This window comes from uncultured Jannaschia sp. (genome assembly GCF_947503795.1).
GTDB lineage: Bacteria > Pseudomonadota > Alphaproteobacteria > Rhodobacterales > Rhodobacteraceae > Jannaschia.
Map to the genome: position 1 here is coordinate 99734 of NZ_CANNEZ010000002.1, position 14355 is coordinate 114088.

17 protein-coding genes are annotated in these 14355 nt (G+C 70.4%); 11 read left to right on the forward strand and 6 right to left on the reverse strand.

Annotated elements, in window-relative coordinates; genetic code table 11:
• Window positions 1-21 precede the first annotated feature (21 nt).
• The 4 genes from Q0833_RS12905 to Q0833_RS12920 all read left to right on the forward strand — a co-directional run bounded on the left by Q0833_RS12905 (window position 22) and on the right by Q0833_RS12920 (window position 3983).
• Entirely contained in the window at window positions 22-486 is a 465-nt protein-coding gene (locus Q0833_RS12905) for a (2Fe-2S)-binding protein (protein WP_298435411.1), read from the forward strand.
• Window positions 486-2717, forward strand: a complete 2232-nt coding sequence (locus Q0833_RS12910; RefSeq protein ID WP_298435413.1) for a molybdopterin cofactor-binding domain-containing protein — start codon at window positions 486-488, stop codon at window positions 2715-2717. Before Q0833_RS12905 ends, Q0833_RS12910 begins: the two co-directional genes overlap by 1 nt.
• A gap of 39 nt (window positions 2718-2756) precedes the next feature.
• Window positions 2757-3410 carry a phosphoglycolate phosphatase gene (gene gph, locus Q0833_RS12915; protein WP_298435416.1) on the forward strand — a complete coding sequence of 218 codons (654 nt, stop codon included), beginning with the start codon at window positions 2757-2759 and terminating at the stop codon, window positions 3408-3410.
• A gap of 111 nt (window positions 3411-3521) precedes the next feature.
• Complete coding sequence (locus tag Q0833_RS12920) at window positions 3522-3983, forward strand: NUDIX hydrolase (RefSeq protein WP_298435419.1); 462 nt, start codon at window positions 3522-3524, stop codon at window positions 3981-3983.
• A 102-nt stretch (window positions 3984-4085) separates the two neighbouring features.
• Here the strand turns inward: Q0833_RS12920 and Q0833_RS12925 are convergent, their stop codons facing one another.
• From Q0833_RS12925 to Q0833_RS12935, 3 genes are all read right to left on the reverse strand, one after another.
• Window positions 4086-4232: a hypothetical protein gene (locus Q0833_RS12925; RefSeq protein WP_298435422.1), complete on the reverse strand. Its 147-nt coding sequence runs from the start codon at window positions 4230-4232 to the stop codon at window positions 4086-4088.
• 113 nt (window positions 4233-4345) lie between these two features.
• Window positions 4346-5143, reverse strand: a complete 798-nt coding sequence (locus tag Q0833_RS12930) for a protein-disulfide reductase DsbD domain-containing protein (protein ID WP_298435425.1) — start codon at window positions 5141-5143, stop codon at window positions 4346-4348.
• Window positions 5144-5201: 58 nt separating this feature from the next.
• Window positions 5202-6143 (reverse strand): L-threonylcarbamoyladenylate synthase, encoded by a 942-nt coding sequence (locus tag Q0833_RS12935; protein ID WP_298435429.1) that lies wholly within the window; start codon window positions 6141-6143, stop codon window positions 5202-5204.
• Window positions 6144-6226: 83 nt separating this feature from the next.
• On the opposite strand from Q0833_RS12935, the gene Q0833_RS12940 reads away from it, so the two are divergent.
• The 6 genes from Q0833_RS12940 (at window position 6227) to Q0833_RS12965 (ending at window position 11927) form a co-directional block, all read left to right on the forward strand.
• On the forward strand, window positions 6227-7897 hold the full coding sequence (locus Q0833_RS12940; RefSeq protein ID WP_298435432.1) for an acyl-CoA dehydrogenase: 1671 nt from the start codon (window positions 6227-6229) through the stop codon (window positions 7895-7897).
• A gap of 135 nt (window positions 7898-8032) precedes the next feature.
• Window positions 8033-9085 (forward strand): MBL fold metallo-hydrolase, encoded by a 1053-nt coding sequence (locus tag Q0833_RS12945; RefSeq protein ID WP_298435435.1) that lies wholly within the window; start codon window positions 8033-8035, stop codon window positions 9083-9085.
• Window positions 9086-9136: 51 nt separating this feature from the next.
• Window positions 9137-9631: a DUF6173 family protein gene (locus Q0833_RS12950; protein WP_298435438.1), complete on the forward strand. Its 495-nt coding sequence runs from the start codon at window positions 9137-9139 to the stop codon at window positions 9629-9631.
• 41 nt (window positions 9632-9672) lie between these two features.
• Complete coding sequence (locus tag Q0833_RS12955) at window positions 9673-9810, forward strand: aa3-type cytochrome c oxidase subunit IV (RefSeq protein ID WP_298435441.1); 138 nt, start codon at window positions 9673-9675, stop codon at window positions 9808-9810.
• Window positions 9811-9815: 5 nt separating this feature from the next.
• On the forward strand, window positions 9816-10439 hold the full coding sequence (locus Q0833_RS12960) for a hypothetical protein (protein WP_298436857.1): 624 nt from the start codon (window positions 9816-9818) through the stop codon (window positions 10437-10439).
• Window positions 10440-10520: 81 nt separating this feature from the next.
• Window positions 10521-11927, forward strand: coding sequence for an MFS transporter (locus tag Q0833_RS12965; RefSeq protein ID WP_298435445.1), 1407 nt, complete (start codon window positions 10521-10523; stop codon window positions 11925-11927).
• Here Q0833_RS12965 and Q0833_RS12970 read toward each other — a convergent pair.
• Together Q0833_RS12970 and rpsU are read right to left on the reverse strand one after the other, a co-directional pair.
• Window positions 11908-12600, reverse strand: a complete 693-nt coding sequence (locus Q0833_RS12970) for an HAD family hydrolase (protein WP_298435448.1) — start codon at window positions 12598-12600, stop codon at window positions 11908-11910. The genes Q0833_RS12965 and Q0833_RS12970 overlap by 20 nt on opposite strands.
• Window positions 12601-12968: 368 nt before the next feature.
• Complete coding sequence (gene rpsU / locus Q0833_RS12975; protein WP_109564695.1) at window positions 12969-13175, reverse strand: 30S ribosomal protein S21; 207 nt, start codon at window positions 13173-13175, stop codon at window positions 12969-12971.
• A gap of 117 nt (window positions 13176-13292) precedes the next feature.
• Here rpsU and Q0833_RS12980 point away from each other — a divergent pair, with 117 nt between their 5' ends.
• On the forward strand, window positions 13293-13979 hold the full coding sequence (locus tag Q0833_RS12980; protein ID WP_298435463.1) for a COQ9 family protein: 687 nt from the start codon (window positions 13293-13295) through the stop codon (window positions 13977-13979).
• Window positions 13980-13988: 9 nt separating this feature from the next.
• Here Q0833_RS12980 and Q0833_RS12985 read toward each other — a convergent pair whose 3' ends face one another.
• Window positions 13989-14327, reverse strand: coding sequence for a hypothetical protein (locus Q0833_RS12985; RefSeq protein WP_298435467.1), 339 nt, complete (start codon window positions 14325-14327; stop codon window positions 13989-13991).
• Window positions 14328-14355: the final 28 nt, after the last annotated feature.

The window sequence follows — 14355 nt, forward strand, 5'->3', positions numbered from 1 at the left end:
GACCCGGAGCGGAGCGCCGCGATGCGACTGATCGTCAACGGAATATCCCGGGACATCGATGTGGAGCCCGACATGCCGCTCCTGTGGGTGCTGCGCGACGAACTGGGGTTGCACGGCACGAAATACGGCTGCGGTATCGCGGCCTGCGGTGCCTGCACCGTGCATCTGGACGGGGTCGCCACCCGGTCCTGCCAGGTCTGGGCCGAGGACGCGGCGGGCGTCGAGATCACCACCATCGAAGGGCTGGGCACGCCCGACGCGCCCCATCCGGTCCAGGCGGCATGGATCGAGACGCAGGTCGCGCAATGCGGCTACTGCCAGTCGGGCCAGATCATGCAGGCCGCCGACCTTCTGGCGACGACGCCCGATCCCACCGATGCCGAGATCGACGCGGCGATGGACGGCAATCTCTGTCGCTGCGCCACCTATCCGCGCATCCGTGCCGCGATCCGGCGCGCGGCGGCGCTGCGAGCGGAGCGCGCGTGATGGCGTCGGTCGGGAAAATCGCGCGGCGGACCTTCTTCGTCGGCTCGGTCGCCATCGCGGGAGGCGTGGCCTTCGGCACGTGGCTCTACCGGCGCGAGGGCGCGAACCCGCTCCTTGCCGATCTTCCCGAGGGCGCATCCGCGCTGACGCCCTATGTCCGGATCGACGCCGAGGGCGTGACGCTCATCACCCCGCGGGCCGATGTCGGACAGGGCGCGACCTCGATCCAGGCCTACCTGCTGGCCGAGGAGCTGGACGTCGATCCGCTGACCGTGCGCACCGATCCGGGGCCTGCCTCGGGCGCCTACTGGAACGGCAAGGTCGCCGCCGAGGGCTTTCCGCTGGCCGCTTGGGACGACGGCATCGCCGCCCGGACAGGGCGTGTGGCCTCGGACGTGGTGGGCAAGCTTGCGGGGCTGCACCTGACCGGAGGCTCGACCACGGTGCCCGACGCCTATGATCGTCTCCGCGCCGCCGGGGCGTCGGCCCGCGAGACGCTCAAGGCGGCCGCCGCCCTGCGACTGGGCGTAGACGTGGCCGGTCTTTCGACCGCCGACGGCGCCGTGATCGGCCCCGACGGTGCGATCCCCTATACCGACCTCGCTGCCGAGGCCGCGGCCCTCGACCCCGTCGCCGCCGTGCCGCGCGATCCGTCCGAATGGCGCTGGCTCGGGCGCGACCACCGGCGCACCGACATCGTCGCGAAATCCACCGGCACGGCGCGCTACGGCACCGATATGGACCTGCCCGACATGCTCCATGCCACCGTTGTCGCCAACCCGACCCTCGGCGGGGGCGTCGCCCGCGTCGACAGCACCGAGGCGGAGGCGATGCGCGGCGTCGTCGCGATCCACCGTATCACCGACGGCGTTGCGGTCGTGGCCGACAACACCTGGCGCGCCATGCGCGCGGCCGAGGCCGTCACCCTTGATTGGGGCACGCCCACCGCCCCCGCCACGACCGACGCGCATTGGGCCGCCCATGCCGCCGCCCTGACCGAGGACACCCGCGACAGCCGTTTCGCCGATGACGGCGATGTCGCCGCCGCGACCGGCGACGCCTTCACGGCCGAGTACGGCGCGCCCTACCTGCATCACGCGCCGATGGAGCCCGCCAACGCCACCATCCGCTACACGCCCGAACGCACCGACATCTGGACCGGGACGCAGGTGCCGACCTTCGCCCGCGCCGCCGTGGCCGAGATCACCGGCCAGGACGCCGAGGCCGTCCACCTCAATAACCTTCCGTCGGGCGGCAGCTTCGGCCACCGGCTCGAGATGCTTTGGGTCCGGCAGACCGCCGAGATCGCGCGGCATCATCCGGGCCGTCCCGTCCGCATGACCTGGTCGCGTGAAGAAGACATGTCCCACCCGTTCCTGCGCCCCATGGCGGTCGCGCGCGGTGCGGGCACCACCGGCGGCGGCGAGGTCCGCAGCCTCGACCTCGCCATCGCGGCGCAATCCGTTTCCGAAAGCCAGGTCGCACGGCTGGGCTTTCCGCCCGTCGGACCCGACCTCGCCATCGTTGCCGCCGCATGGGATGCGCCCTACGCGCTGCCCGACCGTCGCGTCACCGGCCACAGGGTCCCCGCGACCGTGCCTGTCTCGTCCTGGCGGTCGGTTGGGGCGTCGCATAACGGCTTCTTCACCGAAACCCTGATGGACGAGCTGATCCACCAGGCCGGCGCCGATCCCGTGGCCGAGCGCCTGCGCCTGATCCACCACGCCCCGTCCCGCTCCGTCCTCGAGACCGTCGCCGACATGGCGTCCTGGGACGGCCCGACGCCCGCTCCGGGCCGGGGCCGCGGCGTGGCCTTCACCTTCTCCTTCGGGGTGCCCTGCGCCCAGATCGTGGATATCGAGGAGACCGACGCCGGTCTTCGCATCACCGACCTCTGGATCGCCGCCGAGGTCGGGCGCGTTCTCGACCCGGTCAATCTCGAGGCGCAGCTCTCGGGCGGCGCGCTCTTCGGGATGGGGCACGCGATGCACGCGGCGATCACGTTCGACGGTGGCATCCCGCAGGAGCGCAACTTCGACAGCTATCCGAGCCTGCGCATGGCCCAGATCCCCCGCGTGCATGTCCGCGCGCTGGGCACGACCGGCGCGATCCGGGGTGCGGGCGAGCCGGGCCTGCCGCCCGCCGCCCCCGCGCTGGGCAATGCAATCTTCGCGGCCACGGGTCAGCGCCTGCGCCGGATGCCCTTCGCCGACACCGTTCGCTTCGCCTGACCGCTGGACGGGTGCGCGGCGCGCGCGTAGGGCGGTGCCATGACCGATGCGCCCCTGCCCTACGCCGCCTACGTGTTCGACCTCGACGGCACGCTGATCGACAGCGCGCCGGGCATCCACGCCGCCGTTGTCGCGATGTGTGCCGAGCTGGACCTGCCGGCGCCCGACCTCAAGACCATGACCGGCTTCATCGGCAACGGGGTTCCGACCCTGATCGCCCGCGTGCTGGCCTGGGCCGAGGCCGATCCCGACCGTCACCCGGATGCGCTCGCCGCCTTCACCCGCGCCTACGAGGCCGATCCCGCGGGCGGCACGACGATCCTGCCCGGTGTCCCCGAGACGCTGCGCGCGCTGGCCGCGCGGGGCGCGCGGATCGGGCTCTGCACCAACAAGCCTGCCGCACCGGCCCGCGCCATTCTCGACCTTCTGGCGCTCGGCCCCTTCCACGCGGTCGCGGGCGGCGACACGCTGACCGTCCACAAGCCCGACCCCGCGCCGCTTCTGCATGTCATCGCGGCCCTCGGCGCGACCCCCGACACGACGCTCTATATCGGCGACTCTGCGGTGGACTGGACGACGGCGGACGCGGCGAGTGTCGACTACGCCCATCTTCATGGCGGCTATCAGAACGGCCGCATCCCCGCCCATGGCCCGGTGCAATGGATCGACACCCTGCCCGATCTTCTGCCCTGAGGCGACGCGCGATTTGCAAGTGATTCGCGAAAAGCCTATGTTCGGGGCATCAGACGTCATAAAAATACGGCGCCGGGGCGGTTGAACCCCCGGCCGATTGGGGACGAACAGGTGCGTAAGGAACGCGAACAGATCGCGGCGATGCCGTTGCGGTGGAACGACGACCGGGTCGAGGTGCTGATGATCACCTCGCGTGACACGGGGCGTTGGATCGTGCCGAAGGGCTGGACCATGAAGGGCATCAAGCCCTGGGCCGCCGCCGGTATCGAGGCGCTGGAGGAAGCCGGCGCCAAGGGCCATATCGGCCGCGAGATCTTCGGGACGTACCATTATCGCAAGCGGTTGGACGACGGCAGCACCCAGCGTTGCCGCGTCCGGGTCTATCCGATGATCGTCGACGACCTGAAGAAATCCTGGAAGGAAGAGGACGAGCGCAGGCGCAAGTGGTTCGGCCTCGAAGCCGCCGCCGACCTGGTGGACGAGCCCGAGCTGGCCGACATGCTGCGCCAGTTGCACGTCAAACCCAAGAAGCACCCGGTGGCGGGCCCGCTCCTGAAGCGCGCGGCCTCCTGAGGGATCACGCGAACGCGTTGGTGCGAACGAGAAAAGGCCGGACCAACGGTCCGACCTTCGGGTCGATCTGATACTCTCGAACGAAACCTCGGATCCGGGCGATCAGCCCCGGTGAGGACCCCGGCGCGGGTCGTTGCGGACGGGGATCGGAATGGCGTCGGGCTGCGGCGCCAATGCACCCAGAACTTCGGACAGCTTGTCCTTCAGGGTGTCTGCCAACTTGCCGATGGTCCCGCGGGAATCCGCCATGGTCGCCTCCTTGCCGTGACTTGGAAGGTGGGGCGACGCAGGGGGAGCTTCAAGCTAAAACTGCATCTTGTGCGACAATCCGCCCGAGGTGACACCGATTTGTGAACGCGGGGTCACCCGCCGCGGCAGCCCTCGATCTCGACCGCGCGCCGGTCCCCGATGACGGTGATCCGCACCCGCGAGCGGTCGATCGCGACACTGCGCCCGCCGCCCACCATCAGCTCGGATGTGGCGACCAGCGTGCCGCCCCGTCGGCTGACCTGCGCGTCCGTCACCCAGACGCCCGGATCGGGCACCTCGAAGACAACTGTCTCGGATCGGCCCACCGGCGGCAGCGCGATCTCGCCCGTGAGCGCGAGGCCGTCGCGGGTCGGGCGCAGGCGGCAGGTGGCATCCGCCGAGACGCGGCGCGGCCGGTCCGCCAGCGCCGCGGCCAGGCGGGCGTCGGGCGTGCGCCCGGCACCCAGCGTGCCCGTCACCCGCACCCGCGCGGGCAGGCAGATATCCGAACAGACCCCGAGATCGAGCACCCCGTCGAGCGTCGGCGCCGCACCGGTCGCCACAACCAGGAGCGGCAAGACGAAGTCGGAATCGTAGCCGATCGAGAGCGCACCCGCGGTGCGGAACAGCCGGGGCGTGGGCCAGGCCGGCGTCACCGAAGCCACGCCCTGCGACCGCCGCCAATCCATGCGGGGCGCGATGCCCGCGGCGCCCGCGCTTCGCCAATAGGTCTTCCAGCCGGGGGCCAGGTCGAAGCGCAGCCCCGCGACATGGGTGCCGTCCGCCTGCCGCCAGCCGGGGATCAGCTCGACCCGCAGCGCCTGCGAGACGTCGTCGAGCATCTGCGCGCGGGCGGCGGGGGCGGCGAGCGTGACGGCGGCGAGCGCGAGGATGAGAAGACGGCGAAGCATCGAACGCATCTAGGCTGCCCGCCGCCGGATTGGAATTCACGGCTGCGGCATCGCGGGCTCAGCGCGGCGCGGCCGCCCGGCGCAGCCGGTCGAGGATCGCACGTCCGAGCCCCTGCTCGGGGATCGGCGCGACGTCGATCCGCTCCAGCCCTCGTGCCCGCGCCATCGCATCGATCCGGTGGAGATGGTCGAAGAGATTGGCCGCCGCCTCCTCGAGATCGCCCGCGGGCGAGAGGCTCAGATCGCCCGCGACCGGGCCGAACCCCAGAAGGACCGCGTCCGGCGCGGCTTCGGTCACATCGAGCCGGACCGGGGCCGACGGCGCGTAATGCGACGCGAGCTGGCCCGGCGCCTGCACACGGCCGGGTGTGACGTCACGCGGCAGCGCATGGCCCAGCGCGGCCTCGATGGCCTCGGCCGGCAGACCGCCTTCGCGCAGAAGCGTCGCGGGCCCGGTGCGCAGGATCGTCGATTCGAGGCCCACGGGACACGGCCCCCCGTCGAGCACCATGTCGACCCGGTCGCCCAGGCCTTCGCGCACATGCTCGGTCCGCGTGGCACTGATCCGGCCCGAGGGATTGGCCGAGGGCGCGGCCACCGGGCCGTCCACCGCATGGAGTAGCGTACGCGCCAGCTCCGCCGCGGGCACCCGGATCGCGACCGTCGGCTGGCCCGCCGTCACCAGCGGCGAGAGCCCGTGTCCGTCGCGCAGTGGCAGCACCAGCGTCAGGGGGCCGGGCCAGAACTGGTCCGCCAATGCGCGCGCCTCGGCGTCGAAGACCGCGATCCGCTCGGCGGCGGCGCGGTCGGCGACATGGACGATCAGCGGATTGAAGCTGGGCCGTCCCTTGGCCGTGAAGATCCGCGCCACGGCCCGCCCGTCGGTCGCAAGCGCGCCGAGCCCGTAGACCGTCTCGGTCGGGAACGCGACGAGCCCGCCCTCGCGCAGGCAAGCGGCTGCGGCGGCGACGTCGTGACGTGGTGTTCGGCTTGAAGCCATGAGGGCTGGGACCTTACGTTGCCCGCGAATACGTCACCCGACTTACGCGGCGCCCGCGCGCACCGCCAGCCAGAGGTTGCCCCATGCCCTATCGCGCCCCCGTCTCCGAGCTGCGCTTCGTGCTCGACCACGTCGTCGGCTTCGACCGCGTCGCCGCCACCGACATGTTCGAGGAGGCCACGCCCGAAACCGTCGAGGCCATCCTGACCGAGGCGGGCCGCATGGCCGAGGAGGTTCTGGCGCCCCTGAACCGGCAAGGCGACCTGCATCCCGCGCATCTCGAGAACGGTGTCGTGCGCACCTCGCCGGGCTTCGCCGACGGCTTCCGTGCCATCGCCGAGGGCGGCTGGATCGGCATGTCGGCCGATCCCGAGCATGGCGGCATGGGCCTGCCCATCGCGCTGACCATGGCCGTCAACGAGATGATCGGCTCGGCCTGTCTCGCGCTGCAACTCAACCCGCTGATGACCCAGGGCCAGATCGAGGCACTGGAAGCCCATGCCTCCGACGAGATCCGTGATCTCTACATCCCGAAGCTCATCTCGGGTGAGTGGTGCGGCACGATGAACCTGACCGAGCCGCAGGCCGGATCGGATGTCGGCGCGCTGAAGTCCAAGGCCGTGCCGAACGGCGACGGCACCTACGCGGTGTCGGGGCAGAAGATCTACATTTCCTGGGGCGACAGCGATTTCGCAGGCAATATCTGCCACCTCGTCCTCGCGCGGCTGCCTGACGGGACCGAGGGCACCAAGGGCATCAGCCTCTTCATGGTCCCCAAGCGCATTCCCGATGCCGACGGCAATCCGGGCGTGGCGAACGACCTCAAGGTCGTCTCGCTCGAGCACAAGCTGGGCCTGCACGGCTCGCCCACGGCGGTCATGCAGTATGACGGCGCGACGGGCTGGCTGGTGGGCGAGCCCCACAAGGGCATGGCCGCGATGTTCACCATGATGAACAACGCCAGGCTGGGCGTCGGCGTTCAGGGCCTCAGCGTGGCCGAGGCCGCGATGCAGCACGCTATCGGCTACGCGGTCGACCGGCGGCAGGGGAAGAACTCGGTCAAGCACGGCTCGATCCTCGAACATGCCGATGTGCGCCGCATGGTGCTGGGCATGAAGGCGGACATCTTCGCGGTCCGGTCGATCGCGATGGATTGCGCGGTGGCGCTGGACATGGCCAAGGCCACCGGCGATGCCGCGTGGCGCGCGCGGGGGGCGTTCCTGACGCCCATCGCCAAGGCCTTCGGCACCGATACCGGCATCCGCGTCGCGGGCGAGGGCATCCAGATCCATGGCGGCATGGGCTTCGTCGAGGAGACGGGAGCCGCGCAATACCTGCGCGACGTGCGCGTCACTGCGATCTACGAGGGCACCAACGGCATTCAGGCGATGGACCTCGTGGGGCGCAAGCTGATGGATGGGGGCGCCGCGGCCTTCGCGATCCTCGACGAGGTGGCCGGAACGGACCATGACGGCCTGCGCGCCGCCGCGGGCGATCTGCGCGCGCTGACCGAATGGATGCTCGAACAGGACATGGAGGACCGCTTCGCCGGTGCCGTGGCCTATCTCGCCGCCTTCGCCCGCGTCCTCGGCGTGCACTACCACCTGCGCGCGGCCGCCGCCGACCCGGAGCGCGCCGGACTGGCCCGGATCGCCGCGAACCGGATGCTGCCCGAGGCGCTGGCCGAGATGGCAAAGGCGCGGACCGGGGCCGAAGAGCTGTTCGCCATTTCCTCCGACGAGATCGCGGCCTAGGTGAAGCGGTCGGCCCGCTGATGCAGGCCGACCCGCCGGGGGGCGCTGCTCCGTCGTCCATCGGGCTCGAACCGATGGCGCCACGATGAACGACCCCCGAAGTATTTCGGGCCAGAGGAACAGGCGGGACGGGCGATGAAGGACACCGAGACCCCCGACGGCTATGCCGGGCTGACCTTTCCCTGGAACGCGCCGCCCGCCGAGGGCGAGGCGATCGAGGTGGCCGAGGGCGTGCTCTGGGCGCGTTTGCCGCTGCCGATGGCACTGGACCACGTCAACATCTACTTCCTGCGCGAGGGCGATGGCTGGGCGATGGTCGATACCGGGTTCGACACGAAGCGCACCCGCGCGATCCTCGACCGGCTGCGCACCGGGCCACTGGGCGGACGGCCCATCACGCGGATTCTGGTGACCCATCACCATCCCGATCACGTCGGTCTGGCCGGGATGCTCCAGTCCGAAGGCGCGGAGCTTCTGATGACGCGGACCGCGTGGCTGCTCGCGCGGATGCTGATGCTCGACGAACAGGACGTGCCCCCGCCCGAGACGATCGAATATTGCCGCCGCTGGGGCATGGCGCATGACATGCTGGCCCGGCGCGCGACCGAGCGGCCCTTCAACTTCGCCGATATCTGCGCGCCGCTGCCGCTGGGCGTGACCCGCATCGCCGAGGGCGACGGGCTGACGTTCGGCGGGCGGCGGTGGGACGTGGCCCGAGGCGACGGGCATGCGCCGGACCACGCGGTGCTTTTCGAGGCGGAGGGTGACCTCGTGATCGGGGGCGACCAGCTCCTGCCGGGGATCTCGCCCAACCTGGGGCTGTATCCGACCGAGACGAATGCCGACCCCGTCGGCGACTGGCTCGAGGCCTGCGACCGGCTGACGCCGCTGGCGCGCCCGGATCAGCTCGTGCTGCCGGGGCACAAGACACCCTATCGCGGCCTGCCGACGCGGCTTGCCTCGCTCCGCCAGAATCATGTCGCGGCGCTCGACCGGCTGCACGCGCATCTGGGGACGCCGCGCACGGGCGGCGAATGCTTCACACCCCTCTTCAAGCGGAAGATCGACGACGCGACCTATGGGCTCGCCTTCTTCGAGGCCATCGCCCATCTGCGCCACCTTCACATCACCGGCCGCGCCATCCGCGAAACGCGGGACGACGGCGTCTGGACGTTCCGCGCCGCGTGACGTGATCGCCCGGTGCTTGACCCGCGCGACGTGTCGGCCAAGGTTCGACCCATGACGGATGCCCCCGACATCGCCACCTCGGCCGAGGCCATGGAGGCCGCCGCGCTGCCGCGCTGCGCCGAGCTCCATGCCGACGGCACGGACCACGCCCCCGCCATGCCCGAGGCGGTCGCGCGCGGCGCCAAGGCCCGCAGTCCCGCCGAATGGGCCTATCAGCGCGTGATCCTCTACCTGAAGGCCTTCGAGGAGGACCTGGACGACGACCACGAGGCCGCGATGGGCTTCACGGGCGGCGCGACGGGCATCCTGCGCATCCAGGGCATCGGGTTCCACGCGCCGGATCTGCTGACCTTCTCGGGCCTCGACGAACATGGCCATCGCTGCCAGCTGATCCAGCACGTGAGCCAGACCGGCGTGCTGCTCCGGGCCGTCCCGAAGCCCCGCGACCGGCCCAAACCCAAACGCATCGGCTTCCGGCTCGCCCGCGCGCTCGAGACCGACGAGACGCCGCCAACACCCCGTGACACCGAACCCGCGACGGGATAGGACCGCACCCGACAGACCAGACGACACCGGAGCGAGACCGTATGGCCGACGACCACAAACAGGGCGAGATGGATATCACCGAGCAGGAGAAGACCTTCGCCGGCTTCATGACGTTCACGAAATGGACCGTGATCGCGATCATCGTGATCCTGATCCTGCTGGCGATCTTCCGGACCTGACCGTGATGCTGCGCGCCTGCCTGACCGCCCTGATGCTGCCGCTGCTGGCGGCCTGCGGGGCCGATAACATCTACGCCCCGCTCGAGGAGGTCGCCGCCCGCGCCTATGTCGAGCCTGGCCCGGCCAAGCTGACCCTGCTGACGGCGATAAACAACCGCTCGGGCTCGGGCGGGCATTCGGCGCTGATGGTGTCGGGCAGCCAGCGGGTGATCTTCGATCCCGCGGGCACGTGGTGGCATCCCACGGCCCCCGAGCGGGGCGACGTGAAGTTCGGCGTGACGCCCGCGATCTACGACATCTATCTCGATTACCACGCCCGTCCCGAATACCACATGGTCATGCAGGAGATCACCGTCTCGCCCGAAATGGCCGAGCGCGCGCTCCAGATCGTGCAGGCCCACGGGCCCGCCTCCAAGGCCACCTGCGGCCAGTCGGTGTCGGGGATCCTGCGCGAGCTGGGGTTCAGCCAGGTCCGGCAGAGCTGGTATCCCGACCGCATCATGGACGATTTTGCGAAGGTGCCCGGCGTGACCGAGCGCAAGCTCTTCGACGACACCGACGATCCCCATTCGCCCGGCCGTCCTCCGGTGACCTTCGACGCGGACGGCAACGTCATCCAGGCGGGCTGACGCGCGGGGACCGCGACCGCGGGGGTTGACGCGCACGGCCCTCGCGTCACCCTGCCCGGAGATCCCCGCCCGGAGCCCCCGATGTCCCAAAGCCTGCCGCTTCCCTGCACCGCCGCAGCCGACGGGCCCGCGCGGTCGGTCCCCTCGGGCACCGGCACGCTGGTTGCCACGACGATCGGCTCGTCGCTGGCCTTCGTCCTTGGCTCCATCGTCAACGTCGCGCTGCCGCAGATGCAGGCCGCCTTCGACGCGGGCGCGACCGGCGCGCAGTGGATCGTCAACGCCTACCTGCTGCCGCTGGGCGCGCTGGTCCTGATCGGCGGCGCGCTGGGCGACCATTACGGGCGCCGCCGCGTCTTCCAGATCGGGCTGGTGATCTTCACCGCCTCCTGCGCGCTGGCGGCGGTGGCCTGGTCCTTTCCGGTCTTTCTCGCGGCCCGCGCGCTCGAAGGCGTGGGCGCGGCCCTGATCGCACCGACGTCGCTCGCCATCATCGCCGACGCCTTTACCGGCCCGGCCCGTGGCCGCGCGGTCGGCACATGGGCGGGCGCGGGGGCGGCGGCGGGGGCGCTGGCCCCGGTCGCGGGGGGCTGGATCGTCGACGCCGCCGGCTGGCGTTGGGCCTTCGTCGCGGTGATCCCCTTCGCGGCGATCGCCTTCGTGGTCGCGGCGCGCACCATCCGCGAAAGCCTCGCCGAGACCGACGACCGCGCGCCCCTGGACCTCGCGGGGGCGGCACTGGTCGGGACCGGGCTCCTGGCGCTGATCTGGGGTCTCGTGGCCCTGCCCGACCGAGGCGCGACCGGTGCGGTGTTGGCCGCACTCGGCGGGGGCGCGGCGCTGCTGGCGGCCTTCGTCGCGGTCGAGGCCCGGAAGGGCGACCGCGCCATGACGCCGCTCCGCCTCTTTCGCGATGTCTCCTTTTCGGGGCTGACGGGCTTCACCTTCCTGCTCTACGCGGCGCTGGGCGGGCTGATGCTGCTCCTGCCCTATGTCCTCATCAGCGATCAGGGCTACAGCGCCACGCAGGCTGGCCTCGCGCTCCTGCCCTTCCCGCTGATCCTCGGTGTTCTGTCGCGCTTCACCGGCGGCACGCTGGCGGACCGCTACGGCGCCCGGCTCCTGCTGACGGTGGGCGCGACACTCGTTGCGGCCGGTTTCGCGTGGTTCGGCTTCGTCCCCGCGGAGGACGTCTCCTACACGGCCCATATCCTGCCGCCGCTTGTCGTCCTGGCGCTGGGCATGTCGCTCTCGGTGGCGCCGCTCACCAGCGCGGTGCTCTCGTCGGCGGGGGACCGCTACGCGGGCGTGGCCTCGGGGATCAACAACGCGATCAGCCGGATCGGCGGGCTGGTGGCGACCGCCCTCCTGGGATTGGTGCTCCTCGGGGGCGACCTCATGGCGGGCTTCGCGCTGGCCGCGTGGACCGGGGCGGCGCTGGCGCTCGGATCCGCCGCGGTCGCCTGGCTTACCGTTCGTCCCGCGTAAGTCCCGCCGGCACGCGCTCGGCCTCCCCAACCACCTGCCGCAGGAACCCTTCGGTCAGGTCACCCACCGTGTCGGCGATCGCCGTGGCCCCTTCGGCGCGCAGCTCATCGGGCGCGGTGTAGCCCCACGAGACGCCGACCGCCGGAATGCCCGCCCGCGCCGCCATCTGCATGTCATAGCGCGAGTCGCCCACGAGGACCGTCGTCCGGGGGCCGTGCCCGGCCTCCTCCATCGCCTTCAGAACCATCTCGGGACTGGGCTTGGACGGATTCAGCTCGGCGCATTGCACGGAGGCGAACATCCGGTGCCAATCCATCGAATCGAGGAGATGCCCGACGCTGCGGATCGATTTGCCCGTCGTGATCCCGAGCGTGACCCCCGCCCGGTAGAGGTCGAACAGCATGGCTTCCGTCCCCGGAAAGACCGGCGGGTCGATCTGCCGGACGATCGCATCGAAATAGCGTGTCCGGTATCCGGCCTGCACCTTGTCGCGCCGGTCGGCATCTAGGTTGCGGGTCAGGATGTCGATCATCTCGCGCAGGGACAGGCCGATCAGCCGCATGACGTCCGTTCGGGTCGGGGGCGTCTCGCCCGCCGCGCGGAACGCCCCGATCATCGAGTCCGCGATCAGACCGCCCCCATCGAGGATCGTCCCATCGACATCGAAGAGCACGAGAAGGGGAGACGCCGACGGGCGCGGAATGACCCGCCCGCTTGGGTTGCATTTGGTCGACCAGTCTCGCCCCGGCATCAAATCGCCTCCTCTTGTCGTCAAGAGTTATGGACCGGCGGGAGGTGGACAAGCGGATTGACGCGTTTGAGGCGCATTTACGCCTGATTTGAACGTATTTTGATTGTTTCTCAGTCTTTTAACGAAATCTTAAGAAGTTTCGGATCTGCCTCGCGGGGACCGTCATCCACCCGTCGATGACCATCGCTGACCCCGAAAAACCACGTTTTTACCGCTCTGAAACGAAGAACCCCGGCACCGCGAGGGCACCGGGGGTCCGATTCGTCCGGCGGACCGGCGTTAGGGGTGACTTACATCATCCCTTCGCGCTGGGCTTTCTTCCGAGCGAGCTTGCGGGCGCGCCGAATCGCTTCGGCCTTCTGCCGCGCCTTCTTCTCGGAGGGCTTCTCGAAATGTTGCTTGAGCTTCATCTCGCGAAACACACCCTCGCGCTGCAGCTTCTTTTTCAGAGCCCGGAGGGCCTGATCGACGTTGTTGTCGCGAACGCTGACCTGCATGTGGTTTTCACCACCTTTCTAGGTTGGAGTTGTCCCGTCATCGGGTGCAGGAAGTGGCCATATAGGCTGGGCCCCCTATCTTGTCCAGCAACCCGACACCGCCGCCCGGAGGCCCGCATGACACCCCTGAAGGACCGCATCCTCGACGCCGCCCTGAACCACGTGCCCTTCGACGGCTGGTCCGCCGCCACCCTGCGCGCCGCGATCCGCGATGCCGGCGTCACGCCCGCCGAGGGACGCGCGGCCTTTCCCCGCGGTGCCGTCGATCTTGCGCTGGCCTTTCACGCCCGCGGCGACGCCCGCATGGTCGAGCAGCTGCGCGCCGAGGACCTGAGCGCGCTTCGCTTCCGCGATCGCATCGCCCATGCCGTCCGCGCCCGCCTCGTCATCGCCGGCGAGAACCGCGAGGCCGTGCGCCGCGGGGCCACGCTCTTTGCGCTTCCGATCCACGCCGCCGACGGGCTTCGCGCGCTCTGGGGCACGGCGGATGCGATCTGGGACGTGTTGGGCGACAGCTCGCGCGACGTGAACTGGTACACCAAGCGCGCGACGCTCTCCGGCGTCTATTCGGCGACCGTGCTCTACTGGCTGGGCGACCAGTCCGAGGGCCACCGCGAGACCTGGGACTTCCTCGATCGCCGGATCGACGACGTGATGACCATCGAGACGGTCAAGGGCCGGGTGCGCGACTCCCCGATCCTGTCGCGGCTGATGGCCGGGCCGAACATGCTCCTGTCGCGGATCCACGCGCCCGCGGCCACGCCGCCCGCCGACCTGCCCGGCCATTGGCGCGACCCGACCTGACGCGCGGCCTCAGCTCCGCCAGAGCGTCCAGAGCGTGACGCCATGCACCGCCGCGATCCCGAGATTGGCCGCCACCACCGGGTGCCCGATCCCGAGCATCGGGACGGTAATCAACTTGTAGGCCACCTGCACGACCAGAAGCCCCGGCACGACCGCCGCGCGCCATGGCGCGGGCGCGATCAGCAGCACCGCGCTTGCCACAAGGATCGCGAGATAGACCGAGATCAGGATGCGGCGCGCGGGCGCGTCTCCGCCGAATGCCATGTCGGACCCCGTCGATCCCGCCAGCAATCCCCAGATCACGGGGACGAGCACGATGACGTTCAGCGCGAGCGAGACATGGACCATATCGGGCCAGCTAGAACTCCGCCCCACC